Raw genomic sequence first — 25,657 nt, forward strand, 5'->3', positions numbered from 1 at the left:
CCTATAATTGTGGGGCCGGCTGCACCGCTTCGCTTAACAGCCGGTAAGACAATCGTTTTTCCTCAGCGTTTTTGATAGGCGACAAAATCACAAAATCAGTAATGCTGTATTGAACGGATAATCGTCGCAGCTCGGCGGCGGCCTCTTCTTTTGTCCCGGCAATCACACCCGTCTTTTGTGTAATCAGCTTATATGGCTGCGTGACTTGTTCAAGAAACGCTGCCGCTTGTTCCCGGGAACCGACATTCACCTTTTTGCCGTCTTCGAGAATGATTTTGACCGACTCACGCGATACCACGTGTTTTTCCGCTTCTGCTTTTGTATGCGCGGTAAATACCATCGGCGCAAGGTGAAATTCCGCCTTCGACCCTTTCGGCAGATGCTCGTCAAAGGCGTGGCGCGCTTTTTCTAACGCAGCCTCTTCACCGTTTATGAAATAGGCGAAAACGAAGGAAATGCCGAGTTTGGCCGCGGATATCGCGCTTTCCGCGCTGCCGCCGAGCAAAAAGAGGTCAGGCGCATACTCAGTATGCGGCGCCGGCCGCAATGACGCGTAGCAGTGCGAGTCCGGAAAATCATTTCGGATGAAATGAGTCAGCTCCTCAAGCTTTTCTTCAAATAAACGGGCGGGCTGAATAAGCTCCCGCTGCAGCGCATCGGTTGACAGCTGAAATCCGCCGGGCGCTTTGCCGACACCAAGCGCCACACGGCCGGGAGCAAGGGCGGACAGAACCCGGAACTGCTCCGCCACTTTATAAGGACTGTAATGCTGCAGCATCACCCCGCCGGATGCGAGACGGATTTTTTTCGTGCTTGCGGCAAGATACCCCAGAACAATTTCCGGAGCTGATCCTGCTATCTCTTCATTGTTATGATGCTCCGCCGCCCAGAAACGGTCATATCCGTATTGTTCGGCCTCCTGAGCCAATTTCACCGTTTGCCGCAAGGCTTCTTCTGCGGTTTGGTTTTCCGCGGTGACACTTTGGTCTAAAATGCTTAAACGAATCATACGACAGGCTCCTTTATGCGCTCTTTTATGTCATAACCGTAATCAGGCAGCACGCGGCGGAGGAACTTCTTCGTTCTTTCTTTTTTCGTCTTGTAAAAGACTTCCTCAGGCGTTCCTTGTTCCACGATTGCTCCTTCATCCATAAACACAATTTGGTCGGACACTCTTCTGGCGAATTCCATTTCATGTGTGACAATGATCATGGTGGCGCCGGTCCGCACAATGTTAAGCATCACATCGAGCACCTCGCCGACAAGCTCCGGATCAAGGGCTGCGGTCGGTTCGTCAAACAGCATCACATCAGGATGAATGGCAAGCGCCCGGGCAATTCCGACCCGCTGCTTCTGTCCTCCCGATAGCTGATTCGGATAGGCGTGCAATTTATCTTGAAGCCCCACCTTGGCCAGTTCCCGCTCGGCAATGGCGTACGCATCTGGTTTTTTCATTTTCCTTGCGACCGTCAGGCCTTCCATGACATTTTGAATCGCCGTTTTATGCGAAAACAAATGATATTGCTGAAAAACCATCGCCGTCTGTTTCCTCAGTCTGAGAATGTCTTTTTTGGCAGGCTTTTTGCAGTTAATGACTTCACCGTGCAGCGAAATGGCGCCCTCATCCGGCCGCTCAAGTAAATTAAGGCAGCGCAGAAAAGTGGTTTTCCCGGAACCGCTCGGGCCGATGATGGTCACGACTTCTCCTTTCCGGACACTTAAATTGATCCCCTTTAGCACGTGATGACTGCCAAAATGTTTCTGAATGTTTCGGATTTCGATCATAATGCGCCTCCTTGATATCTGGCTGCTCTTTTTTCCGCCAGACTGTTTACAGCTTCGAGAATCAGCGTTAATCCCCAATAAATCACGGCCGCCCCGATAAATGCTTCCAGAAACGCATAGTTATCGGATGCCGCAATCGTCGCCGTTCCTGTAATTTCAGGCACTGCAACAATTGCAGCGATGGAAGTGGTATGCAAAAAGCCGATGCCTATATTGGTGAAGTTCGGCAGCGATATCATGAACGCCTGCGGCAGAACCACGCGCCGAATCATCTGTCCCCGCGTCAGGCCGATTGAATATGCCGCCTCCGCCTGCCCTGTATCGACGGCCATGATCCCGGATCGGAGAATTTCCGTCATATAAGCGCCTGCCGTTAATGACAGTGCCATGATGACAAACACGACGACCGGAATCTGATTGGCCGACCAGCCGAGATGAAACGCGCGGCTGAATTGATCGGCAATCAGCGGAACCCCTAAATAAATCAGCATAATATGGAGAATCGCCGGGGTGCTGCGGAAAAAAGACACGTAAAACGATGAGCAGGCCAGCAGCCATTTGATGCGGAATATACGCACCGTGATATTGCCGAGAGCTATGAAAAATCCGGTGATAATCGGAATGACCGTCATCGCCAATGTAAGCGGAACGGTTTTCATCATTTGTTTTATCGCAGTGCCGATAAACGGAATGTCCAGCTCCACTGTTCTCCCTCCTTTTCAGCCGTGCGCGCTCATGTCAAAAACCGTCACAAGGCGCGTCTCATCTTTCTTGATTCGTTTTTCGGCCCATCTGAAGACACGTTCAAATAAAAGGGCGGCCGCATAATACAGAACAGAAAGCGATATATACACTTCTAAAGAATGATTGCTCGATGTAATCAAGGTCTGTCCTCTGCCCGACATATCCATCACCCCGATCGAAAAAGCGAGTGATGTATCTTTTAAGAAACCGATCACCATATTTCCGATGTTGGGAAAGGCCTGCACAAGCGCCTGCGGCAGAATGATGCGCCGGAATGTCTGCCCCCCGTTCAGCCCGATGCTGAACGCCGCCTCCGCCTGCCCGCGGTCGACGCTGTTCACACCTCCCCTGATGATTTCCGCCGCTCTTGCCGCGCTGCTCAGCGCATACGTGGCGATGGCCGCATACAAAGGGTCCATTTTGGAGGTATCAATCCCGGCGAGCGCCGTGAGCGCCGGAATACCGTAAAATACAATGAACAGCTGCACCATGATAGGCGTTCCTCTGAAAAAAGAGATATACAGCTTCGCAAACTGATTCAAGACGGGAATGCGATAGATGCGGGGCAGCGCCAAAAGCAGCCCCAATAGAAAGCCGAACAGCAAAGACACCGCCAATATATACAGCGTGACGGGCAAATACCCGAGCAATGTCGGCACAAAGGACGCGATCATACTGATATCAAACGCTTTTTCCATTGCCGATCCCTCTCTTTTTCACTTAATATTGCTCCTTTGAATAATCCGCGCCGAGCCACTTTTCACTCAGCTTTTTAAGCGTGCCGTCATCAATGATTTCCTGCAGGGCTTTATCAATGTCATCGCTCAGCGTTTGTTCATTTTTGTTAAACATAAAGAACACTTTGGCATTTGACAGCACCCCGCCGACTGTTTTTTCTTTGATCGCGCTCGTTTTGTTTTGGAAATCGACGGCAAACGGCGTAGAAATCGTCGCATCGGCGCGGCCGGATTTCAGCTGATTGGCCGCATCGTTGGAGCCTTGGCCGACATAAGCGATTTCAAACGGACTGCCGTGTTTTTCATTCCATTTTTTCAGCACAAGCGCGCCGTTTGACGTCGGACTCGTAATGACCCGCTTCCCTTTCAAGTCATCAATGCCGTGAATGTTCCCGTTTTCTTGAAGCACCGTGATTTTCAGCGGGAAGTTGTTATACGCGACTTGATTGAACAGAAATTTTTTCTCCCGTTCGGCGCTTTTCTCCATTTGATGGGCTACGATATCGACTTTATGCTGGCCGAGGCTGACAAGCAGGTTGGAGAAATCCATCGTTTTAAAAGTGAAACGATAGTCCGGCAGGCGCCTGTCAAGCTCTTTCACCAGCTCAACGTCGTAGCCCGTCAATTTGCCTTTATCATCAATAAAGCAAATATTCGGAAATTGAGTTCCCGTGCCGACCGTGATGTTCTTCACGTTTTTCTGATTGCCTGATGCCGCCTCCCCGCCCGCGCCGCAGGCTGATAACGCCGCCGTTGCGGCAATTGTTAATGACATGACCGCCAGTCTTATTTTCATGTGATCGCCCCGTTTTCTGCTTCAATTATTTCGTGAAACTTGATTTTGAATAATCCGCGCCGAGCCATTTTTCACTCAGCCTTTTCAATGTGCCGTCCTTCTCAAGCTTTTGAATCGCCCGATCCGTATCGTCCGCCAGGGTTTGGCTGTTTTTATTGAACATAAAATACACCTCGGTATCCAGCAGCACATCACCGACCGTTTTTTGTTTGAACGCGTGCGTCTTATTTTGAAAATCGACGGCAAACGGCGTGGATACGGTGGCGTCAGCGCGTCCCGTCTCAATTTGGTTTGCTGTATCATTGCTGCCCTGCCCGGCGTATTTCAAATGTATCGGGCTGCCGTGGGTTTTGTTGTATGCCGTCATATAGTCCGCCGCGTTTGACGTCGCGCCGACGATGACGGTTTTCCCTTTTAAATCCCGGAGCGTGTGTATCGCGTCATTATCCGCCTTCACCGTGATGTACATCGGCGAGTAGTTATACGGGATCTGTGATACAAAAAGCGTTTCTCCCGTTCCTTATTTTTCGCCATATTGTGCGCGATCACGTCAATTTTCCGGTTTCCGAGACTTGTGAGCAGATTCGAAAAATCCATCGTCTTAAAGACAAATTTGTATTGCGGCAGCTGTTTATCAATGGCTTTCATCACTTCAATGTCATAGCCGGTCAGCTCGCCTTTTTCATCCATAAAAGCAATGTTCGGAAAATCAGTTCCCGTGCCGACAATGACGGTCTGCACGCCGCTCCCCGCTTTTGTGCTTTCTCCTTGCCCGCACCCGGCCAGCACGCCGAGCAGCAGAAGCAGACAGCCGGCTCTGATCCGTTTTTTTATCATTGCGCCCAGCTCGGTGTGCCTAACAGCGCCGCGTCAAACCGCTCCGGTATGAGCACCTTTCTCATCATGACTCCGATGTCTCCGTCTTTCTCCTGCTCAAAATACACTTCATACCCCCTCCGTCTGTACATATCTACAAGCCAGGGATGCTTGCGCGCCGAAGTGCCTAGCGTGATGGCCGGGGCCTTCAGCGTATCCCGCAGCACGTGTTCCTCCACATAAGTCAAAAGTTTGCTGCCGATGCCCTGCCCCTTCAGCTCAGGAAGCGTCGCAAACCACCAGACGAACGGATATTTTGACGGAGGCGTGTCACTCTCCCACGGAAAACGGATCGTTATTGTTGAAAGAAGCCGTCCGTCCCGTTCGAGCACGACGGCTGAATGATTTTCAATATTTTCTGTTACCATACCGATGTCGGCCCGCGCCGACGGCCAGTCAATCTCCAAATTGCGGATCGGCTGAAACGCGCTGTACAGCAGCTCTAAAAACTCCGGCGCATCCTTTTTCTCAGCCAATCGAAATATGTCTTCACTCATTCCGGTCACTCTCCCCGCAAAAATATATAATTCCAATTTGTTTACTAAGCTTTGATTGTTTATACTATAAAGCAAACTGATTTATTTGACTAATCAAAAAAAGTAAAGGAAAGGTTCAAGAAAATTAATGAACAGCCGGGAGGGGATTTCGTTGGAATTACGCACCATTAAAACGTTTCATACCATCGTACAGTCAGGCAGCTTTTATAAGGCCGCCGAAATTCTGAACTACTCACAGCCGACGATTTCAATGCGGATTAAACAGCTGGAACAGGATGTAGGCGCGCAGCTGTTTGAACGGGGAAAGAAGCTGAAACTGACAAGGGCGGGGCGGCTGTTTCATGAGCGGGCCGGGCAGCTTCTCGCGCAATACGAGGTGCTTGACCATACTTTGGCCGACATCAGACAGGGCCAGGCCGGCCTTATTCAGATCGGCATATCCGAACCGACGGCAAGTCTGATCTTCCCTGCCGTACTGCGGGATTTCTTACATGATTATCCTGACATGTCGGTCAATGTCAGCGTGGATGATGCCAATACATGCAGCCGCAAACTGCTGGAGGGCGCCATTGATTTTGCCGTATGCGGCGAGCCGGAGCTGATTCTGGAAAATTATTTCGATCCGTTTTTCCATGACTCGCTCAATGTCATCGTGTCAGACAGACATCCCCTTGCCGACAAAGCAAGCGTCAATCTCGAGGATTTAGAAAATGAATGCCTGATTTTCACGCCCGCCAATTGCCCGATCCGGATTCAAATTGAACAGCACCTGCAGCGTGCCATCGGCAGCCGCTATCGAAAAATGGAGCTGACCAGCAGCATGGCTCATCAATACTATGTCAGGGAAAATATCGGCGTCTCAATCTTTACGGGGACGGCGCACTCAGAACCGATCGAGGGCACGAAGGTCATTCCGATCAATAACTTAACAATTTCACCCCCGGTCGGGCTGTTGACAAACCAAAAAGAAGAGCATTTTGACTGCGCCACAAAAGATTTAATCAGCAGGATCATCGGCCGGTTTCAGCGTGATCTGCATTAAAAAAACCCCCGCTTTACGGGGGTTTTTTTACGTTCATCTTATATAATGCTCCGCACCAAGCCGCCGTCGATCCGCAATGCAGATCCGTTAATGGCAGACGACAGCGGGCTGCTTAAAAAGGCGACAAAGTGAGCGATTTCTTCCGGACGGATCAATCGCTGAATGATCGACGTCGGACGATTTTCCTTCATAAATCGTCTCTCCGCTTCAGCCACTGTCAAGTTTTCACCGGGATAAAGCGACTCAAGCATTGTTTCGATGCCCTCTGTTTTCGTGGAGCCGGGCATGACCGTATTCACCGTCACATTCGTCCCTTCCGTGAGCTCGGCCAGACTGCGTGACAGCGACAGCTGCGTCGTTTTCGTAGCGCTGTAATGGGCCATTTCCTGAGAAGGCATGACGGCCGCTTCACTCGCGATAAAAATCACCCGCCCTTCCTTCCGTTCAATCATCCGCTTTGCATACCGGCGTGTCAGCCTCACGCCGCTCATGATATTCACCTCGAAAAACCGGAGCCACTCTTCGTCAGGAATATCAAAGTATTCCGCAGGTTCAAAGATTCCTAAATTGTTGACGAGAATATCCACATCCGGATACTGCTGAAAAATCGCGCCGCACCCTTCCGCCGTGCCTAAATCAAATGCGGCCGGATAGAGACGGGCATCCGGCGTCTGTTTCTCTAGTTCCCGGATCGTTTCGTTCACCTTTTCTTCACGGCGGCCGTTAATGATCACGGCCGCACCTTCTGCAATCAGCGAAGCCGCAATCGCCTTCCCGATGCCTGACGTAGATCCTGTCACAAGCGCCGTCTTCCCTTTCAACTGCAAATCCATCATCCATTCCTCCCTATCGCAAGTCTCTTCTTATATATGGACAGAAATCGAAAGCCTGAAACCTTCCGTCCCTATTATCGGATAGAAAAATAGATGAGGGGAAGTACGCACTTTTTAGTGCCTGTCCGTTGTCCCGGCTGACGGCTGATCGATTTGAATGACAAATCGATTCCCTAACTCTTCCTGAGCCTCTTGAAGCAGCTCCAAGACATCGTCCGCATCCGAACCCAATGCCTTTTGACTGGCCTCAAAGTTCTTCCACACCAAAGTCAGCGGAAGTTCGATCCAGCCTGTCAGACAATCCCATAAGGCATTCAGATTTTCACCATAATAGTCCGGGAAATCTAATTGATCTTTTAAGATTCGGTGTAATGCTTCTGTGCTTGTAACATCTTTTCCGTCTATGATGACTTTTAACATCAATAACACCTTCCACTATTTTATTTTATGAAATGTTTTATAATGGTCTGTTGTTTTATAGATTAACCCATCATTAGAATAAAGAAGTCCGTCCCTATTATCGGATAGAAAAATAGATGAGAGGAAGTACGCACTTTTTAGTGCCTGTCCGTTGTCCCGGCTGACGGCTGATCGATTTGAATGAAAAATTCACCATCTAATTCTGCCTGAGCCTTTTTTAATATCCTTAATACATCATCAGCATCCGAACCCAATGCCTTTTGACTGGCCTCAAAATTCTTCCACACCAAAGTCAGCGGATATTCTATCCAGCCTGTCAGACAATCCCATAAGGCATTCAGATTTTCACCATAATAGTCCGGGAAATCTAATTGATCTTTTAAGATTCGGTGTAATGCTTCTGTGCTTGTAACATCTTTTTCGTCTATGATGACGATTTCCATTCACTTTCACTCCTTGATTTCGGCATGAAAAAACCGCAGTGCGTCATGTGACGGCACTGCGGTTCCTCTGTTATGTATGGAGACGGTGGGAGTCGAACCCACGTCCAGAAACATCGATTACTTAAGCGTCTACGAGCGTAGCCTGCATATTTCGTGTTTCACTCGTCTTCGTGCCTGCGGGCGGGCCTTCCGAGAGCTAGTCTGTCAGTCTCTTCTTACGTTCTCAGACGGGAACGCAAGCGTAGCCTACTTGGATGTGCTCTTCACGGACACATAGGCAATGTCTGGAAGAGCTCGCTGCGTTTATTAGGCAGCTAGTGCTAAGTTTTGGTTAAAACTTTTAGTTTTGCCAGTTATATTTAGGTGCGTGTTAACGAGATCGCCTCTCGGCTCGCAGCTCAAGCTCGATCCATCCCTGTCGAATCCGTAACGTCCCCTTGTTAAGGGTATACGGGAGATCTATCAAGCTCTTGCTCAACTGGCTGTACTGTTATTATACCATGATCACAGGCAAATTCAATTGGGAATATCTTCAATAAACAGCCTGTGAATCTGATGTGTGAACAGTATAGCATACGGCAGTTATCACATCAAGGCTCATGCATCAGAAGCCTTTTTGTCTGTCTCTGAACGCTCTTTCGATTTCTCTTTTGGCGTCTTTTCGTTTTAAATCTTCGCGTTTATCGTATGTTTTCTTCCCTTTTCCGAGGCCGATTAACACTTTGGCGAAGCCGTTTTTCAAATACAGCTTCAGCGGCACGAGGGAATAGCCTTTCTCTTTCGTCAGGCCGATCAGCTTATTGATTTCTTTCCGGTGCATCAAAAGCTTTCTCGTCCGGAGCGGGTCGTGGTTATAGCGGTTTCCCTGCTCGTACGGGCTGATGTGCATGTTGTGGAGGAACACTTCGCCGCGCTCGATTTTCGCAAAGGAATCCTTCATGTTTACGCGGCCGGCGCGGATGGACTTAATCTCCGTCCCTTGCAGCACGATGCCTGTTTCATAGGTTTCTTCTATAAAGTAATCATGGTTTGCTTTTTTGTTTTGCGATAATACTTTGCCTGATCCTTTTGGCATGCCTTATCCTCCTCTCTCCGCAAAAACCGTTCATGTGTGCGATACGCTTTATTTTAGCAAATGGAGCGTTCCGCGACAATGAAAATGCGGCTTGCGAAAGAAAGCAAACAGAGCATTTTGCCCCATTTGCTTTTCGCATTTACTTCTTCTTTTTGCGTTTTTGTTTCGGCGCGTTTTGGAAACCGCGTTTTTTCTTTTTCTTCTTCGGTTTTGTAAACCATTCCCCTTTTTCCTCCGATTTCGGCGGTGAAGCCGGGGTATTGCTGTTTAACACGCGTTTCCGCGCCGGTCTGCCGCGTTTTCTGCGGTCGCCTGTCGTTTCTCTCGGACGGCGGGTGCCTTTCATGCCGACAATTTCAAAGTCGATGTTTCTCTCATCTTTATTGACGTCGACGACTTTGACCGTGATTTCGTCTCCGATGCGGTAAACGTTGCCCGTGCGTTCACCGATCATGGCGAAATGCTGCTCGTCAAAACGGTAATAATCATCCGTCATAAAGCTGACGTGCACAAGCCCTTCAATCGTATTCGGCAGCTCGACAAACATTCCGAAATTCGTGACGGAACTGATCATGCCGTCAAATTCCTCGCCGATTTTATCAAGCATATATTCCGCTTTTTTCAGATCGTCCGTTTCCCGCTCGGCGTCAACGGCGCGCCGTTCCATCGTTGACGTATGATCAGCGATTTCCGGAAGGCGTTCGGCCCACTTTTCTTGAGTCGCTTCGTCCGATTGTCCGTTGATCAAATACGTTCTGATCAGCCTGTGAACGATTAAGTCAGGATAACGGCGGATCGGCGATGTGAAGTGCGTATAAAACTCAGTCGCCAGCCCGAAATGGCCCAGGCTTTGCGGGTCGTATTTCGCCTGCTTCATGGAACGGAGCATGACGGTTGAAATCACCGTTTCTTCCGGACGGTCCCGTACTTCATCAAGAATGCTTTGCAGCGCGCGCGGGTGAATGTCTCCGGCTTTCCCTTTGACGATATAACCGAATGTCGTGACGAACTCCAGGAACTTTTGCAGTTTTTCGGCGTTCGGCTCTTCGTGAATCCGGTAAATAAACGGCACGTTCATCCAATGGAAGTGCTCGGCCACCGTTTCGTTTGCGACAAGCATGAATTCTTCAATCAGCTTTTCCGCTACTGAGCGCTCTCTGATGACGACGTCTTTTACGGCGCCTTCCTCATCGACGAGCACCTTCGCCTCTTTGAAATCAAAATCCACGGCGCCGCGGTCCATCCGTTTCGCCCGGAGAATTTCCGCCAGACGTTCCATGTCTTTAAACATCGGGACGAGCGGCTCATATCTTTCTTTCAGCTCGGCGTCGTCTTCTGTGAGAATCCGGTTGACATCTGAATAGGTCATTCTTTCCGTCGTTTTAATGACGCTTTGGAAGATCTCGTGCTCTGTTACCTGCCCCTGCTGGTTGATTGTCATTTCGCAGGAAAGCGTCAGCCGGTCGACCTTCGGATTTAAAGAACAGATTCCGTTAGACAGTCTGTGCGGAATCATCGGAATGACCCGGTCAACCAAGTACACGCTTGTCCCTCTTTCCAGCGCTTCTTTGTCAATCGGGGAATTCTCCGTGACGTAATGGCTGACGTCGGCAATATGAACGCCGAGCTTGTAGCTGCCGTTATCAAGCTTTGTCACGGTGACGGCGTCATCCAGATCCTTCGCATCCGCGCCGTCAATGGTGACAATGACCTGATCGCGGAGATCACGGCGGTCTTTGATGTCTTTTTCATCGATGGTATCGGGCGTGCTTGTTGCCTGCTCCATCACTTCAGCCGGAAAGTCCCCCGGCAGGCCGTGCTTATGGATAATTGATAAAATATCGATCCCCGGATCATTTTTATGGCCGAGTATTTCAACGATTTCTCCTTCGGCGTTCATTCTGCCTTCAGGGTAGCTTGTCAGTTTGACGACGACTTTATGGCCTTCCGCAGCGCAGTTATTGGCATGTTTCGGAATAAAAATATCACTCGTGATTTTCTTATCATCCGGGATGACAAAGCCGAAGCTTTTCGTTTCTGTGTATGTGCCCACGACGCGGTCGATGCTTCTTTCCAGGATGCGGATGACCGTGCCTTCCTGTCTCGATCCGCTTGACTGGGAATTGAGCCGCACCATAACGATATCGCCGTTCATGGCCGTATTCAGCTCATTCGGCGGAATAAACACGTCGCTTAAAGAGGTATCCTCCGGCAATAGAAACGCGAATCCCTTTGCATGCGCGGAAATTTTTCCTTTTACTAAATTCATTTTTTCCGGAAGCCCGTAGCGGTTGCTTCTGGTGCGGACGATCTGTCCCGTCTCCTCGAGCGCCACCAGCGCTTTTACCAGCTCTTTAAATTCATCTGCTTCCGTGATGTTCAGCATCTCCTCGAGTTCCTGAACGGTAAGGGGCTTGTACGCCTCTTCCTTCATAAACGCGAGAAGACGGTCCATAAACGCTTCTTTTTCCATTATTCGACCTCCTGTTTGTTACCAATCGAGTTTCTCTAAAAATTCGTACACATCGTGATGAACGAGGTCCCGTTCTTTATCGAGCGTGATGACATGGCCTGATTCTTCATACCATTTCAGCTGTTTGTCGTCCGTTTCCACCTCGTTGTAAATGATGTTCGCACTTTCTGTATTAATCATATGGTCATGCCGTGCCTGAACCACAAATGTCGGGGAATAGATCATGTCGACGTTTTTGCGCACATCGGCAATCAGCTCCTGAAGCGATTTGAGCGTATTCATCGGTGTTTTTTCAAACTCCTTCATTTCCTTTTCAATCTGCTCCGGCTGTTTTCCTTCGAATTTTTTATAATTGCGCGCGTAGGAAAGAACTCCTTCGTACATAACCTCTTCACTTTTAATGTGCATCGGCGCACACATAGGAACAATTCCCTTTATGGGTACAGTGTAACCCAATTTCAATGAAAAAACCCCGCCAAGCGACAGTCCGCAGGCCGCAATGTTTTCATAGCCTTCAGACCGTAAATATTCATAACCGTCCATGACGTCTCTCCACCAATCTTCAGGCCCCGTATGTACCAGCTCTTCCGGCGGAACGCCGTGCCCTTTATATTGAGGCGCGTGACAAGTGTAGCCGCGCTCATTCAAGTAGCGGCCGAGCATTCTGACGTCTGCCGTATTTCCCGTAAATCCGTGCAGCAGAAGCACCGCTTTGTCTCCGCCTTTAAATGTAAATGGTTTTGGTGTCACAATTTTCATGCTCATAACCCCTTTTTTGCACATTCAATTTAGTTTTCCACAGTTTTGCGAGAAACAAACGCCGTCTCTCAACAAGAAAAAGGCCTGATATTAAATCAGACCTTATACAAACATTGCCTTATACGATATACGCCAGCGAAATCGTCAACACGAAAAACAAGACTGCCAGCACAACGGTTGTGCGGTGAAGAATCAGATCAAGGCCCCTTGCTTTCTGTTTTCCGAAAAGCTGCTCCGCCCCGCCTGAAATTGCACCCGATAAACCGGCGCTTTTGCTGGTTTGAAGCAATACGACAATAATAAGTGCAATACTGACGATAACCAATAAGGTAATCAATAATGTGTGCATCCCATACACCTCCAGACTGACTGGCCTACATTGCTTCTATTTTACATGAAAAACAAAGGCATGTCACGCCGTATCGGTGCACATCATGTCAGAAAAACGGAAATGCGTTTGAATCTTCCATCATCATTGACTTTTGTCAACGAAGTCGTAGTAAAAAAGATCTTCAAATTTCATGTCAAAGTAATAGAGCATTTTTCCGATGACCAGCTGTCCCGGCCTCCGCTCTCCATTCAGTACACGGCTCAGTGTGGCGGGAGATATTCCGATCTCCAGGGCGAGCTGGTTTAACGAGTAGTCATTATTGACCATATACTGCAGCACATAATCTCTTCTGATCTGTATCTTTTCGACCACTTTCTTCACCTTCCGTTCTGTCAAATACTTTCTTTCTTATACATAAGATACGGCTTTTGTTAACTTTTGTCAATACTTTTCCAGCCTGGCTATTCCCTTTAGTCAATAAACATACTAGAATATAAATAGACCGCGGGAGGGGGAGAGACTGTGGAAAGCTTTGGGAAACAATTGCGGACATTGCGGGAAAAAAGGCATCTGACAGTGAACCAGCTGGCAACGTATTCAGGCGTCAGCGCCGCGGGAATCTCGCGGATTGAAAACGGCAAACGCGGGGTGCCGAAACCTGCAACCATTAAAAAGCTCGCAGATGCGTTAAAAATCCCGTATGAGGAACTGATGCAGACGGCGGGATACATAGAGACCGTTCAGGAAACGAGAGCCCCATACGACACAGGGTGCACCTTGCTGGAAAAAGCCGAAACGTATGAGCTGGATGATTTATCACTTTTGGAGCGGGAGAACTGGCGGCACCTGTCGAAAGAAGACTTGGTTCTGCTTGATAAATACTTTGCGTTCTTGTCAGCTGAAGCCAAAAAAAGAAAAAATGAAGACTCATGACTTTGCACATGTGAGGCGATCTTATTGAATACATTCGGAAAGCAATTAAGAGAGCTGCGCCGCGCCCGGAAGCTTACCGTCAATCAGCTTGCCGTCTATTCCGGCGTCAGCTCGGCGACCATTTCCAGAATTGAAAACGGGCACCGCGGCATTCCTAAACCGGCGACCATCAAGAAATTGGCGGACACATTAAAAATTCCGTACGAAGAGTTAATGGCGCGGGCCGGACACATCAAGGCGTTTCAGGAGGAAATCCGCGAAACATCCGAAAGCTATCAATCCATCCGCGCCATCTATCAGACCGCCGTTGACAGAGGCGCGGAGCATCTGCCGCTGTTTGACAGCAAAAAGTGGCAGCACTTCACAAAGGAAGATATTGAAAGCGTCAGCAAATACTTTGATTTTATCGCGGCTGAAGCGAAAAAGCGCTCCCCGGATTCCTCATCCTCTTTTTGATCCTCCCTCAACTTAACAAGCGCCAGACGTACGTTCCCTCCGATTTTGCGGTATAATAGCAGAAGACGAGGTGAAAAAGCATGAACCAATCAGAAATGTGCCCCAGATTCGAAAAAGCGGTCGACATCCTAAGTAAACGCTGGGTGGCTCTAATCGTCTTTCAGTTATTGAACGGACAGCAGCGATTTAGCGAAATTGAAGCGGCGCTTCCGAATTTAAGCGGAAGAGTCTTGTCAGAACGTCTGAAAGAACTTGAAACAGAAGGTGTCATCAAACGGGATGTTATCCCCGAAACGCCTGTCCGTATTGAGTATTCTTTAACGAAAAAAGGCTGTGCATTAGCCCCTATTTTAGAGGAAATTTCCAAGTGGTCTTCAACATGGATTGATCCTTCCTGATAAACGCTTTTCCGCATAAGCGGCTGATCTCTCAAACGGACAGCCGTTTTTCATTTTGCCTTTCTTAAACAGGAAAACAAGCCCTCATGCCTGCAGGGCTTGTTTTTGTCTGATACCTTCCAGCGGAATTCGGATTTCCGCACGGGCTCCTCCAGACTCTTGATTTTCAAGTATTAATTCGCCGTGGTGAAGATGTACGACATGATGGGCGAATGTAAGCCCCATGCCGTGATGCCCCGCCGAATGTCTGCTTTTATCCTCCGTGTAAAAAAGCTGTGTCGCCCTTTTCAGCGCTTCCTGCGAGAACCCGCTTCCGCTGTCGGATACGGCAATACTGAGTGCGGTATCGGTGCATAGGACGTCCACACGGATTTCTCCTCTTTCCGGCGTATAGTCGACGGCATTCGCCGCGATATTCATAACCGCCCTGCGGAGCAGTTCTTGATCAATCGGCGCTTCTTTTCGGTCAATGCCCCGCTCACTGAGGACGAGGTCAATCTGTTTCGGCCCCGCAAGCGCCGCCGCGTCACGATATATGTTTTGAGCCCACTCTTTGAGATCGGTATACTCCAGATGAACGGCAACTGCCTCCTCCGCTTTAGAAAGCTGAATCAGCTGCCCGACATATTGCTCGATTTTGTTTCCGGCATCAAGGATATACTGCGTGTATTCCGTCTGCTCCTCATCTGGTTCTGTTAACTGAAGCAGCTCGGCATTTCCTTTAATGATCGTTGCCGGAATTTTAATATCATGCGCAAGCGCGCCGATCTGTTCCTTCTTTATCCGCTCCGCCTCCCATTGCGCCGCCAGAGATGCCTGAAGCGCGTCTTTCATTTTCAGCAGAGAGTCAATGACATCGTCAAATTCCTTGATGCGCGGCCTTTTTGGATTGATATTTAAATTCTGTTTTTGAATGCTTGCCGTAATGGAGCTGAGTGTGCTGAAATGCCGTCTCAGCTGATTGGCGAATCGCGTCGTCACGATAAACACGGTTAAAAGAAGCAAAGTGATCAGAACCGCAAGACCCGTCCATTCATAATTCGGCAGATAGCGCCTTAGCAGCGGCGACTGAAATTCCGACCTGAGTGAATATTGAAGAACGCCGTATTCATTTTTCCGATCAACCACCATGAAACCTTTTTGAGCATAATTAAAATACGGCTGGTGCTGGATCTTTTTTCTGGCGTTGGCCGCGTCTTTTTCCGTCATCGTTCCTTTCGTCATCCGCTTTGTTTTTTTATCAAAAACGGCGTATGTCATACCGTCGGGGATCATGTCTTCTGTTATCTTTTCCGCCGATTTCAGGCGGGGCTTGATCTGTTCCGCCTCATGCTCGCTGTAATTTGCCGGCAGGATCGCTCCGGCATTCAGGGCAATGGCATTTAAGGCGACGCATAATGCCGCCACCCCCATCGTGCTCAGACACAGCGTGATGGTAAATTTGACAAGCTCTTTGCGGATGCTGGATTTTCCTTTTGCTATTCCCATTTGTACCCGACACCCCACACCGTTTTGATCGGATCAGCCCCGTGTTCTTTACATTTTTTCCGGATGGTTCTGATAAACTCTGTAATGGTTGAATAGAGCGCATCGCCGTCTAAGCCGTACACTTCCTCGTAAATCTGCTCCCGTGAGAATGTTCTGTTTTTATGCTGTGCCAGAAATTCTACGATTTTATATTCGTTTTTCGTAAGAGGCAGTTTCCTGTCATCAAACCATACTTCTTTATTGTCAAAATCAAACATGAAGCCTGATATCAGACGTTTTGTCTGACGCTTTTCCCGCTGTTCCCTTCTGACATGCGCGTTTACCCTTGCCATCAATTCCTGTACGCCGAACGGCTTTGTGATGTAATCATCAGCGCCTGTCATGAGGCCTTTCACAATGGATTCTTCGTCAGACTTTGCCGTTAAAAACAGAATCGGGCTGTCCACCAGCGGCCGAATCCTCCGGCAGAGTTCAATTCCGTCGGTTCCGGGCATCATGACATCAAGAAGAATCAAATCATAGCCTTGAAAAAAATCCAATGACTGATCTTCCGCTTTTTCCAGAATCGTTACTGTATGCTGATCACGCTGTAAAATGTTTCTGATCAGAACGAGAATATCTTTTTCATCATCTACCGCTAAAATGTTTGCCACCGGCCGAATCGCTCCTTGCCTTTATTCATATGAACGCCGCCCTTCCCATCTTCTGCACCAATGGAGGCCGGACAGACATAATATCACTATAGAAAAATATAACATTATTTCTCCGAATCTCATATCGTATCTCACATAAGGGAGGAACTCTTTTTTGACTTTGTCAAAATGCAGCAGTCCTGCAAGGCCCGACAGCCGCACGCTCCATGCCCACGGGAAAAAACGCCAGATGACATCGCCCAATCCCGTATTCATCAGCGCCGCCATTAATAAACCCGCTCCCCCTAAAAGCCCGGACGGTCCCATGCCGTACTTTATGCCGACAAAAAAAGACATCATATAAAGCGGAATACTGCCGGCAATCAGCCACGCCCCTCCCTTTAAAAAGAGAAAGTACGGAAGGTCATTGATGTAAAGAACAAATTTCATCCCCGCCAAATATAGACAGATGGCAAGACCTATCGATAACACATTCAACAGCAGCAATAGAAGCAGCTTGCCCGCAAAACTGACGATTTTCGAATGCGGAACCGCCAGCATCATCTGAAAATGATTCGCCTGTTCCTCGACTGAGGCAGACATGCCGCAGACAATACTGATGATTAAAGGGTATAAAACGGCAATCGCGCTGAAGAAGACGCTGTACAGCACATAAGGCTCCTGAATCCTCCCATACATCATATATAACAGGAAAAATCCCGCGCATACGGCCGGCGCCGCAACATGCATCCATATGAGCGGTGTGCGCTTCATTTTTAATACATCGGCCCACATATATCGTAAAAGCACGGTCATGACCGGTTTCCCCCTTTTGCAAAAGGCACGGCGGAAATCAAACTTATTGCGATAAAAGAAAGGATAGAAAGAATAATAGCCGGAAAGATCACGTTTCCGTTTAATAAGCCGCTGTCTGCGGGAAGCGGAATTCCGTTCGGATGGATCCCAAGAATCGGTGACATCACCCGGACTGACCAGCTCCATGGACTCAGCCACCACAATGAACGGGACGCCGGCACAATACCCAAAACAAAAGCGGCGATCATATTCGCGAGAATGACTGCCGTAAATCCGAACGGTCTGGCAATCCATAAGCACAATGGGATTTCCCAAAGCGTCGTCAGCCACAAAAGGGAGCCTGCTTCAACGCCTTTCAGCTGCAGCGCAGCAATTCCCGGAAATACAAGGCCAAGTAAAAACATGATGATGAAAAAGACGATTTGCGACAGGAGTGAATACAGCGCGATCAAGCTTATTTTTGAGAGCCATATGCTTTTTAAATCTGCCGGCAATGAGTACACCGCGCGGTCATTCGCAGATTTTTTCTCTTTTTTAACAGATAAACCGCACATTAGAGCAATCATGAGCGGCATGAAAATAACCGCCCACCAATTGAACGTGCCCGTCATAAAATAGACCGGATTCAGCAGAAAAGAAAAAGCCGTGTTCAAAAGCGGAATCAGAATGATCAGCTTTCTGATAAATGTTCTTTTAGATGTAAGGTGTTCCGCCTGCATGTACTGAATCATTTTCCTGTCCCCGCTTTCTCCCGTGTTGATTTGACAACCTCCAGAAACAGCCGCTCCAGATCGTCTTCCCGGCTGATTTCTCCCTGATATCCTAAAACGCCGTCACTGATGATTCCGATATGGTCTGCGATCTGCTCCACTTCTGATAACAGGTGGCTTGATAAAATCACCGTCATTCCCTGTCCGGGCAAGGAGCGGATAAATTCCCGCAAATCCTGAATCCCCATCGGGTCCAATCCGTTTGTCGGCTCGTCAAGAATTAAGAGCGACGGACGGTTTACTAATGCCAACGCAATGCCGAGACGCTGTTTCATCCCCATGGAAAATTGTCCGGCGCGCTTTTTTCCGGTTCCCGTTAATCCCGTGATTTCCAGCACTTCCGCAATTCTTGAATCAGGCAGTCCGAGCATCACGCAGCGGACTTTCAGATTTTCAGCGGCTGTCAGGTTGCTGTAAAGCGGCGGCGCTTCAATCAGGGAACTGATCTTTTTCAAATCTTCGCGCTTCCATGGATGCCCGTCGAAAAAACCTCGCCGGATGTTTGCTGCAAGATGCCGGTCAATATTTTAAGAGTCGTTGATTTTCCGGCGCCGTTCGGACCGAGCAGGCCGTATATACTGTTGCGCTTAACCGATAGAGACACATCAGCCACTGCCTGGTGTCTGCCGAATGATTTTTGCAGCTGTCTCGTTTCTAAGATGTTGCTCATATGATTACCCCTCTGCTTTGTTATTTGATATGTAAGACTTTACAGCGCAGTTATCAAAATTTAATCAAGAAATCAAAAAAAGCATTCTTCACGCGGAAGAATGCTTTTTTTTATGAGGCTGAGCGTACGATCAGCTTTCTTTTTTGTTTTTTCACAGGGCTGAGGGCTCGTTCCAGCCACGCCATCAGCAGGTCTGCGGCCACCGCCATCAGCGCGGTCGGGATGGCGCCCGCCAGAATAATGGCGGTTCCGTTTGTCGCGTTCGACCCTCTGACGATCATATCGCCGAGGCCGCCTGCGCCGACGAAGGTGCCGATTGCCGTGATGCCGATCGCAATGACGAGCGCCGTTCGAAGACCCGCCATAATGACGGAAAGCGCAAGCGGCAGCTCCACCATGCGAAGCACTTGATATTTCGTCATGCCCATCGCTTTTCCCGACTCAAGATAAGCGTGCTCAATATTAATAATGCCCGTGTGCGTATTCCTGAGAATCGGCAGCAGTGAATACAGAAACAAAGCCGTGATGACCGTATTGGCGCCAAGTCCCATGACAAGCATCAGGACGGCGAGCATCGCAAGCGCCGGAACGGTTTGAATCACGTTCGCCACAGCAAACACCCAGCTTGAAAGACGCCCGTGCCTCGCTGTCACAATGCCGGCCGGAATGGCGAAAACGGCGGCGAAAACGACGCCGTACGCCGACATGAGAAAATGCCGCCAGCACTCATACAGAACATAGCTGCCGTTTTGAGCGTAATACGTAAACAGCTCTTTCAGCGTGTCCATCCGCATATCTCCTTTCCGTTATTCAAAGTAATGATGCTTTTCTAAAAATTCCTTTGCCACGACGGAAGGCTCTTTTAATTGGCCGTCGACTTCGTAATTCATTTTCTGCATCATCTTTGTATCAATCGCGCCGATCATTTGATTGATCACGCCTTCCAGCTCAGGATGCTCGTTTAATACACGTTTCGGAACGACGGGTGAACAGTCGTACGGAGGAAAGAACCGCTTATCATCCTTCAGTGTTTTCAGTCCGTAAGCAATGATTCTTCCGTCGGTGGAATAAGCGAGCGCGATATCCATCTTTCTGCTTTTCAGCGCGTCGTAAACGAGGCCGATCTGCATCGGATACGTGCCTTCAAATGACATTCCGTATGTGTTCATAAAATCCTGATATCCGTTGCCTCTCAGCTTCATCCAGTAGTTATCTACGCCGAATTTCAGATGAGACGCTTCTTTTTTGACATCGGATACCGATTCTAAATGGTACTTGCGGGCAAGCTGTCCGGAAACGGTAAAGACGTATGTATTATCAAAGCCGTAAGAATCAAACCATTTCATGTCATATCTGCTTTGAAATTCACGCTGAACGAGCCGCAGCGCTTTGTCCGGGTCTTTTTCCGGGTCCATGCGAAGCGTCCCGGTCAGCGCGTCACCTGTATAGCGCGTAGCGGCGATATCAATATCACCGTTGATCAAGGATTGCTGCTGTACGGCGTTGGAACCGAGATTTTTAATAACGGATGTTTTCAACCCGCTGTGATGTTCGATCATCTGTCCGAGCATGCTCGCGATAATTTCTGATTCGGTCATGCTTTGCGCGCCGATTTTAATGGTATCCTCCGATGCGGCGCTCAATCCCGGGAGCGAGCATCCGCCAAGGAGCAGCATGCCGATACAGGCGATTGCGAGCAGCCGTTTTTTGCATCTATTCCCCATGAGAGACCTCCTCCTTATGTAGCATCCTTTATGCTCTTCAGCCCGTCAGGCGTGACTTTCCGTTCTGTCATCCCCAGCATGTAATCGACGGCGGCCGCCAGCACTGTGACCGGAACGGCGCCTGCGATAATATACTCCGGCTGATAAAGGTTCAAGCCGATAAAAATGTAATCTCCCAGCCCGCCTCCGCCGATAAAGGAGGCGAGCGTCGCCCAGCCGATTAAATAAATCGAAGACGTTCTGATGCCCGCCATGATGACCGGAGCGGCAAGCGGGAGCTCTACAAGCCTGATCTGCTCCCATGCCGTCATGCCGATTCCTTTTCCCGATTCCAGAAGATGCCGATTGACGCCGAGAATCCCCGTATACGTGTTTCTGAGAATCGGCAGCATGGAATAGAAAAACAGCGCCGCAACGGCCGGGACCTTTCCTACGCCTAAAAGCGGAATAAAAAACGCAAGAATGGCAAGGCTCGGCAAGGTTTGAATGATGTTGACGATGCCGATGACGGCGCCGGCTCCTCTTTTCATCCTCGTCAGCAGGACGCCGAGCGGAACGGCGGCGAGAATGCCCGCCATGACGGCGATTAATGAGATGTACAGATGCTCCCATGTTTTATAAAGCATCTCTCCTCCATTTGCCTGTAAAAATTGCACGGTCTGATTCATATCAATTGAAGCCTCCTCATGACATCACCGCGAGCTGATTCTCTTCTCCCCAGATGGAGTCATAGACGATGTCAACGAGGCTTGCCCTTGTCACGATTCCCGTTAATCGGCCGGCTTCATCAAGGACCGGCACAAATTTCATGCCTCTTTTTAAAATTTTATGGACGGCGTCGCGGAGCAGAGTGCCGCTTCTGACCGTGTACAGATCCCGTTCAAGCACTTCCGCGACGGTTACCGCCTGTCTTCGTTTGCGGTCAATCATCTCCACATCGACATAACCTTGGAGAACGTTCTTTTCATCAATGACAAGCAGCGAATCCACCCGCTCGGCACGCATCAGCTGAATGGCGGCTGACAGTGTTTTCTCAGGTGTTACCGTCACGGGATCGGGATTCATGATCTGCTCCACCCGTTCAATATCAGGGCTGGATGATTGGATCAGCCGTTCCTTGCCGATAAACTCCTCAACAAATTCATTCGCCGGAAATCTGAGAATCTCATCAGGCGTTCCGGCCTGGACGATTTCTCCCGCTTTCAGAATGACGATTCTGTCCGCAAGCTTGATGGCTTCATCCATATCATGGGTAACAAATACGATGGTTTTATGTAAGGTTTTTTGCAGTTTTTTAAATTCTTCCTGAAGGGAATCTCTCGTAATCGGGTCAAGCGCCCCGAACGGTTCATCCATTAAGATGAGCGGCGGCTCTGCGGCAAGTGCCCGTAATACACCTATTCGCTGCTGCTGTCCTCCGCTCAGTTCATGAGGGTAACGGTCTAAATATTCAGGCCCCATATCAACGAGCTTTAAAAGCTCCCGCGCCCGTTCCTTCCGTTTTTCGGCAGGATGCTTTAAAAGCTTCGGAACGAGCGTAATGTTCTGCTGAATGGTCATATGCGGAAACAGCCCGATCTGCTGGATGACATAGCCTATGCTTCTTCTGAGTTCCACCGGGTCTTGTTCCATAATGTTTCGGCCTTCTATCAGGATTCTGCCTTCTGTCGGTTCAATTAAGCGGTTGATCATTTTCATCGTCGTCGTTTTGCCGCAGCCGCTCGGTCCGATAAAACAAATAAATTCGCCTTTGGCGATATTCAGGTTGATGCTGTTGACGGCTTTTTTCCCGCCTTTATACATTTTCGAGACATTTTCTAATGTCAGCAAACACTCACACCTCCATGATTAAGTTTATTCAAATCGTTAAATTCAAATTTAACTTTTCAGACAATTGAACGTTTCCCATTATAAATTAAACTTTGTAAATTAAAAAGTTTACAATTTGTCCATATTATATATAAAGGTTGTGTAAGCACTGATTTACCCGTATTGACCGGCAAAGTTCTTCTTATTGCTCCGGATTACTGCCAAATTCTCTCGGAAGAGCATTTCCGCCGGTTTAAAAATGTGGTATATTGACATCGGAATTGCTGACTGAAAGGATTGAAACTGTTGGAGAAAGATCCGTTACACGTAATCGAACAAGCTGAAGATCATTTGATAGAACGAATCGCTGAAAATATGCATACATTCGGAATGCCGGCGACGGTGGGGCGCATTTTAGGCATTATTTATATGAACCGCAAGCCGATGACATTAACTGAATTATCAGAAGCGACCGGCATGAGCAAAACGAGAATGAGCCAGGCGGTCCGTGAAATGCTTGACGTCAATCTGGCGGAAAAAGTGTTTGAAAAAGGCGTCCGCAAAGATTTATACGACGTCGAGCAGGATTATTACCAAACCTTTATTACGCTGTTTACAGCCACATGGAGCAAGGTCGTCAGCAAAAATAAAATGATGCATAAAAAGCTGAACCGCGAACTGACGGCCGTCCTTGAAAACGGCGTGCCGGAAGAAGCTGAGGAAAAAATCAACGAACTGCTGAAAGAATTAAAGGATTGGCTTGATTACTACAACTGGATCAGCCGTCTGATCGAGTTTTTTGAAAGCGAAGAAATTTTCAAGCATGTTCCGAAGCCATAAGAAAAAAACGCCCTGACCCGCAAGGCGTTTTTTTCATGCCGCATTCGGCGCTTTGGTTCGTTTTTTCTTTCTCACCGGACTCAGCGCCCGCTCCAGCCACGCCATCACAAGATCTGCGATAACGGCCATCAGCGCTGTCGGGATGGCGCCGGCTAAAATAATCGCGGTTCCGTTCGTGGCGTTTGAGCCTCTGACAATAATGTCACCGAGGCCGCCTGCGCCGACAAACGTGCCGATTGCCGTAATGCCGATTGCGATGACGAGCGCCGTCCGCAGCCCCGCCATGATGACGGCGAGCGCAAGCGGCAATTCCACCATGCGGAGCACTTGAAATTTGGTCATGCCCATCGCTTTTCCCGATTCAAGATAAGCGTGTTCAATGCTGGCGATTCCCGTGTACGTATTCCGGATGATCGGAAGAAGCGAATATAAAAACAGCGACAAAATCACCGTATTGGCGCCGAGCCCCATGACGAGCATCAGCACCGCGAGCATCGCAAGCGCCGGCACGGTCTGAATCACGTTTGTCACCGCGAATACCCAGCCGCTTAATGTTCTGTATCTGGCAATGAAGATGCCGAGCGGAATCCCAACGATCGCCGCAAATAAAACGCCGTATACCGACATGAGAAAATGGCGGTAAAACTCCTGAAGCACATAGGCGCCGTTTTGAGAATAATAAGTGCCGAGCTGCTGCAGCACTTCCATTTGCCCCACCTCATTTCTTATTCAAAATAATGATGTTTCTCCAAAAATTCTTTAGCGACGACGGACGGTTCTTTCAGCTTGCCGTCCACCTCGTAATTCAATTCCTGCATCGTTTCCGTATCCATTTTGCCGATCAGTTTATTTACAATGCCTTTCAGTTCCGGATGCTGTTTCAGCACGCTGTCGGGGATGACCGGGGAACAGTCATACGGCGGGAAAAACTGCTTGTCGTCTTTTAAAATTTTCAGATCGTATGCTTTGATCCGTCCGTCCGTTGAATAAGCGAGGACGGCATCCATTTTCCCGTTTTTCACGGCATCGTATACAAGTCCGATCTGCATCGGATAGGTTGTGCCGAATTCATAGCCATACGTGTCAGTGAAGCCCTTATAGCCGTCGCCTTTTCGTTTCAGCCACGCATTGTCTACACCGAGCTTAAATTGATCCGCATACTTCTTAATATCTGATACTTTGTCTAAATGGTCTTTTTCCGCAAGCTCTTTCGTGACGGTAAAAGCGTATGTGTTTTCAAATCCGTAGGAATCAAACCATTTGTAATGGAAGCGTTTCTCAAATTCTTTCTGCACGATGGATAATGCTTTTTTCGGATCTTTTTCCGCTTCCATGCCGAGGGTGCTCGTTAAGTCAGTTCCCGAGTAGCGCGTCGCGGCGATATCGATTTCACCGCCGAGCATCGCCTGCTGCTGGACATAGTTTGATCCGAGGTTTTTAATTAATGCCGTATTCAAATCTGTATTGTGCTCAATCATCTGTGCGAGCATATTGGCGATAATTTCTGATTCCGTCATGCTTTGCGCCCCGATTTTAATCGTATCATCGGAAGCCCCGCTCAGCCCGGGAAGGGAACAGCCGCCTACAAGCAGAGCAGCCGACAGCGCCAGCGCGCACATCCATCTCTTTAGGTTTCTTTTCAAAACAGCCAACTCCTTATGATACTTCCTTCAGTCCTTTCAGCCCTTTCGGCGTCACCTTCCGTTCCGTCGCCGCTAGCAGATAATCAATGATAATGGCTAAAATGGTGACAGGCACGGCGCCGCCGATAATATATTCAGGCTGATAGAGGTTCAGGCCGATAAAAATATAGTCTCCGAGCCCGCCGCCCCCGATAAAAGAAGCAAGCGTCGCCCAGCCGATCAGATAAATGGTGGATGTGCGGATGCCCGCCATGATCACCGGAACCGCAAGCGGCAGTTCCACAAGCCTGATCTGCTCCCAGACCGTCATCCCGATGCCTTTTCCCGATTCCAGCAGATTTTTGTTTACGCCTTGAATGCCGGTATACGTGTTTCGGAGAATCGGCAGCACCGAATAGAAAAACAGCGCGACGATCGCGGGCACCTTTCCCACGCCTAACAGCGGGATAAAAAACGCCAGTATCGCGAGACTCGGCAAGGTCTGCACAATATTGACGGCGCCGATGACGGCGCCTGCGCCCTTTTTCATTCTCGTCAGCGCCACTCCGAGCGGAACGGCGACGACAATGCCTAATATGACGGCGATGATCGAAATGTATAAATGCTCCCACGTTTTATATAACAGTTCTCCGCCGTTCGTCTGCAAAAACTTGATCATTTCATTCAT

Annotated in this window: 30 protein-coding genes, 1 other RNA gene and 2 pseudogenes; 5 read left to right on the forward strand and 28 right to left on the reverse strand. The window is 48.8% G+C overall.

Features of this window, described 5'->3' with window-relative positions:
• Position 1: 1 nt before the first annotated feature.
• From NYE50_RS17865 to NYE50_RS17895, 7 genes and pseudogenes are all read right to left on the reverse strand, one after another.
• On the reverse strand, positions 2–1,009 hold the full coding sequence (locus NYE50_RS17865) for an LLM class flavin-dependent oxidoreductase (protein ID WP_061862572.1): 1,008 nt from the start codon (positions 1,007–1,009) through the stop codon (positions 2–4).
• On the reverse strand, positions 1,006–1,785 hold the full coding sequence (locus NYE50_RS17870; RefSeq protein ID WP_061862573.1) for an amino acid ABC transporter ATP-binding protein: 780 nt from the start codon (positions 1,783–1,785) through the stop codon (positions 1,006–1,008). Before NYE50_RS17870 ends, NYE50_RS17865 begins: the two co-directional genes overlap by 4 nt.
• Positions 1,782–2,489: an amino acid ABC transporter permease gene (locus NYE50_RS17875; RefSeq protein ID WP_159354584.1), complete on the reverse strand. Its 708-nt coding sequence runs from the start codon at positions 2,487–2,489 to the stop codon at positions 1,782–1,784. The genes NYE50_RS17870 and NYE50_RS17875 overlap by 4 nt, the downstream gene beginning before the upstream one ends.
• A gap of 15 nt (positions 2,490–2,504) precedes the next feature.
• Positions 2,505–3,227, reverse strand: coding sequence for an amino acid ABC transporter permease (locus NYE50_RS17880; protein ID WP_017418910.1), 723 nt, complete (start codon positions 3,225–3,227; stop codon positions 2,505–2,507).
• A gap of 22 nt (positions 3,228–3,249) precedes the next feature.
• Entirely contained in the window at positions 3,250–4,062 is an 813-nt protein-coding gene (locus NYE50_RS17885) for an amino acid ABC transporter substrate-binding protein (protein WP_061862575.1), read from the reverse strand.
• Between the two features lie 25 nt (positions 4,063–4,087).
• Positions 4,088–4,899, reverse strand: a pseudogene (locus tag NYE50_RS17890) (amino acid ABC transporter substrate-binding protein).
• The gene (locus NYE50_RS17895) at positions 4,896–5,435 is read right to left on the reverse strand and encodes a GNAT family N-acetyltransferase (RefSeq protein ID WP_159354585.1); all 540 of its coding nucleotides are present in this window, start codon (positions 5,433–5,435) and stop codon (positions 4,896–4,898) included. The pseudogene NYE50_RS17890 and the gene NYE50_RS17895 overlap by 4 nt, the downstream one beginning before the upstream one ends.
• Positions 5,436–5,586: 151 nt before the next feature.
• Here NYE50_RS17895 and NYE50_RS17900 point away from each other — a divergent pair, with 151 nt between their 5' ends.
• Positions 5,587–6,477 carry a LysR family transcriptional regulator gene (locus NYE50_RS17900; RefSeq protein WP_159354586.1) on the forward strand — a complete coding sequence of 297 codons (891 nt, stop codon included), beginning with the start codon at positions 5,587–5,589 and terminating at the stop codon, positions 6,475–6,477.
• Between the two features lie 38 nt (positions 6,478–6,515).
• Here the strand turns inward: NYE50_RS17900 and NYE50_RS17905 are convergent, their stop codons facing one another.
• The 9 genes from NYE50_RS17905 to NYE50_RS17945 form a co-directional block, all read right to left on the reverse strand.
• Complete coding sequence (locus tag NYE50_RS17905; protein ID WP_159354587.1) at positions 6,516–7,310, reverse strand: SDR family NAD(P)-dependent oxidoreductase; 795 nt, start codon at positions 7,308–7,310, stop codon at positions 6,516–6,518.
• Between the two features lie 114 nt (positions 7,311–7,424).
• Positions 7,425–7,730, reverse strand: coding sequence for a barstar family protein (locus NYE50_RS17910; RefSeq protein ID WP_014418892.1), 306 nt, complete (start codon positions 7,728–7,730; stop codon positions 7,425–7,427).
• A 137-nt stretch (positions 7,731–7,867) separates the two neighbouring features.
• Entirely contained in the window at positions 7,868–8,173 is a 306-nt protein-coding gene (locus NYE50_RS17915) for a barstar family protein (RefSeq protein ID WP_014418893.1), read from the reverse strand.
• 74 nt (positions 8,174–8,247) lie between these two features.
• Positions 8,248–8,610, reverse strand: a transfer-messenger RNA (tmRNA) gene (gene ssrA / locus NYE50_RS17920).
• A gap of 167 nt (positions 8,611–8,777) precedes the next feature.
• The gene (gene smpB, locus NYE50_RS17925; protein ID WP_003151688.1) at positions 8,778–9,248 is read right to left on the reverse strand and encodes an SsrA-binding protein; all 471 of its coding nucleotides are present in this window, start codon (positions 9,246–9,248) and stop codon (positions 8,778–8,780) included.
• Between the two features lie 139 nt (positions 9,249–9,387).
• The gene (gene rnr, locus NYE50_RS17930; protein ID WP_159354588.1) at positions 9,388–11,721 is read right to left on the reverse strand and encodes a ribonuclease R; all 2,334 of its coding nucleotides are present in this window, start codon (positions 11,719–11,721) and stop codon (positions 9,388–9,390) included.
• An 18-nt stretch (positions 11,722–11,739) separates the two neighbouring features.
• Positions 11,740–12,480 (reverse strand): alpha/beta hydrolase, encoded by a 741-nt coding sequence (locus NYE50_RS17935; protein WP_159354589.1) that lies wholly within the window; start codon positions 12,478–12,480, stop codon positions 11,740–11,742.
• A 118-nt stretch (positions 12,481–12,598) separates the two neighbouring features.
• Positions 12,599–12,829 carry a preprotein translocase subunit SecG gene (gene secG / locus NYE50_RS17940; RefSeq protein WP_003151681.1) on the reverse strand — a complete coding sequence of 77 codons (231 nt, stop codon included), beginning with the start codon at positions 12,827–12,829 and terminating at the stop codon, positions 12,599–12,601.
• Positions 12,830–12,952: 123 nt separating this feature from the next.
• Entirely contained in the window at positions 12,953–13,138 is a 186-nt protein-coding gene (locus NYE50_RS17945; protein ID WP_087920807.1) for a helix-turn-helix domain-containing protein, read from the reverse strand.
• Positions 13,139–13,333: 195 nt separating this feature from the next.
• On the opposite strand from NYE50_RS17945, the gene NYE50_RS17950 reads away from it, so the two are divergent.
• The 3 genes from NYE50_RS17950 to NYE50_RS17960 all read left to right on the forward strand — a co-directional run bounded on the left by NYE50_RS17950 (position 13,334) and on the right by NYE50_RS17960 (position 14,598).
• Positions 13,334–13,744: a helix-turn-helix domain-containing protein gene (locus NYE50_RS17950; protein ID WP_016937911.1), complete on the forward strand. Its 411-nt coding sequence runs from the start codon at positions 13,334–13,336 to the stop codon at positions 13,742–13,744.
• A gap of 24 nt (positions 13,745–13,768) precedes the next feature.
• Positions 13,769–14,200 (forward strand): helix-turn-helix domain-containing protein, encoded by a 432-nt coding sequence (locus NYE50_RS17955; protein WP_016937910.1) that lies wholly within the window; start codon positions 13,769–13,771, stop codon positions 14,198–14,200.
• A gap of 80 nt (positions 14,201–14,280) precedes the next feature.
• A complete protein-coding gene (locus NYE50_RS17960; RefSeq protein ID WP_016937909.1) occupies positions 14,281–14,598 on the forward strand; it encodes a winged helix-turn-helix transcriptional regulator in 318 nt (105 codons plus the stop codon).
• 84 nt (positions 14,599–14,682) lie between these two features.
• Here the strand turns inward: NYE50_RS17960 and NYE50_RS17965 are convergent, their stop codons facing one another.
• The 9 genes and pseudogenes from NYE50_RS17965 to NYE50_RS18005 all read right to left on the reverse strand — a co-directional run bounded on the left by NYE50_RS17965 (position 14,683) and on the right by NYE50_RS18005 (position 22,528).
• Entirely contained in the window at positions 14,683–16,086 is a 1,404-nt protein-coding gene (locus NYE50_RS17965; RefSeq protein ID WP_060964251.1) for a sensor histidine kinase, read from the reverse strand.
• Entirely contained in the window at positions 16,077–16,739 is a 663-nt protein-coding gene (locus NYE50_RS17970) for a response regulator transcription factor (RefSeq protein WP_016937907.1), read from the reverse strand. The genes NYE50_RS17965 and NYE50_RS17970 overlap by 10 nt, the downstream gene beginning before the upstream one ends.
• A gap of 21 nt (positions 16,740–16,760) precedes the next feature.
• On the reverse strand, positions 16,761–17,534 hold the full coding sequence (locus NYE50_RS17975; RefSeq protein WP_224988016.1) for a lantibiotic immunity ABC transporter MutG family permease subunit: 774 nt from the start codon (positions 17,532–17,534) through the stop codon (positions 16,761–16,763).
• The gene (locus NYE50_RS17980) at positions 17,531–18,265 is read right to left on the reverse strand and encodes a lantibiotic immunity ABC transporter MutE/EpiE family permease subunit (protein WP_159354591.1); all 735 of its coding nucleotides are present in this window, start codon (positions 18,263–18,265) and stop codon (positions 17,531–17,533) included. The genes NYE50_RS17975 and NYE50_RS17980 overlap by 4 nt, the downstream gene beginning before the upstream one ends.
• A pseudogene (locus NYE50_RS17985) lies at positions 18,262–18,974 on the reverse strand (lantibiotic protection ABC transporter ATP-binding protein). The gene NYE50_RS17980 and the pseudogene NYE50_RS17985 overlap by 4 nt, the downstream one beginning before the upstream one ends.
• A gap of 110 nt (positions 18,975–19,084) precedes the next feature.
• Positions 19,085–19,762: an ABC transporter permease gene (locus tag NYE50_RS17990; protein ID WP_159354592.1), complete on the reverse strand. Its 678-nt coding sequence runs from the start codon at positions 19,760–19,762 to the stop codon at positions 19,085–19,087.
• An 18-nt stretch (positions 19,763–19,780) separates the two neighbouring features.
• A complete protein-coding gene (locus NYE50_RS17995; protein ID WP_159354593.1) occupies positions 19,781–20,698 on the reverse strand; it encodes an osmoprotectant ABC transporter substrate-binding protein in 918 nt (305 codons plus the stop codon).
• A 14-nt stretch (positions 20,699–20,712) separates the two neighbouring features.
• Positions 20,713–21,366 (reverse strand): ABC transporter permease, encoded by a 654-nt coding sequence (locus NYE50_RS18000; RefSeq protein WP_053285146.1) that lies wholly within the window; start codon positions 21,364–21,366, stop codon positions 20,713–20,715.
• 16 nt (positions 21,367–21,382) lie between these two features.
• Positions 21,383–22,528: a betaine/proline/choline family ABC transporter ATP-binding protein gene (locus NYE50_RS18005; protein WP_014418902.1), complete on the reverse strand. Its 1,146-nt coding sequence runs from the start codon at positions 22,526–22,528 to the stop codon at positions 21,383–21,385.
• Between the two features lie 285 nt (positions 22,529–22,813).
• On the opposite strand from NYE50_RS18005, the gene NYE50_RS18010 reads away from it, so the two are divergent.
• Complete coding sequence (locus NYE50_RS18010; protein ID WP_003151660.1) at positions 22,814–23,347, forward strand: GbsR/MarR family transcriptional regulator; 534 nt, start codon at positions 22,814–22,816, stop codon at positions 23,345–23,347.
• A 33-nt stretch (positions 23,348–23,380) separates the two neighbouring features.
• Here the strand turns inward: NYE50_RS18010 and opuCD are convergent, their stop codons facing one another.
• From opuCD to NYE50_RS18025, 3 genes are read right to left on the reverse strand one after another with little or no spacing between them, the layout of a single operon-like run.
• Positions 23,381–24,055: a glycine betaine/carnitine/choline/choline sulfate ABC transporter permease OpuCD gene (gene opuCD, locus NYE50_RS18015; RefSeq protein ID WP_159354594.1), complete on the reverse strand. Its 675-nt coding sequence runs from the start codon at positions 24,053–24,055 to the stop codon at positions 23,381–23,383.
• 17 nt (positions 24,056–24,072) lie between these two features.
• Positions 24,073–24,966, reverse strand: coding sequence for an osmoprotectant ABC transporter substrate-binding lipoprotein OpuCC (gene opuCC / locus NYE50_RS18020; protein ID WP_159354722.1), 894 nt, complete (start codon positions 24,964–24,966; stop codon positions 24,073–24,075).
• 37 nt (positions 24,967–25,003) lie between these two features.
• The gene (locus NYE50_RS18025; RefSeq protein ID WP_003151654.1) at positions 25,004–25,657 is read right to left on the reverse strand and encodes an ABC transporter permease; all 654 of its coding nucleotides are present in this window, start codon (positions 25,655–25,657) and stop codon (positions 25,004–25,006) included.

Source organism: Bacillus sp. EU55 (genome assembly GCF_038005925.1).
In the GTDB taxonomy this organism is placed as follows: Bacteria; Bacillota; Bacilli; order Bacillales; family Bacillaceae; genus Bacillus; species Bacillus velezensis.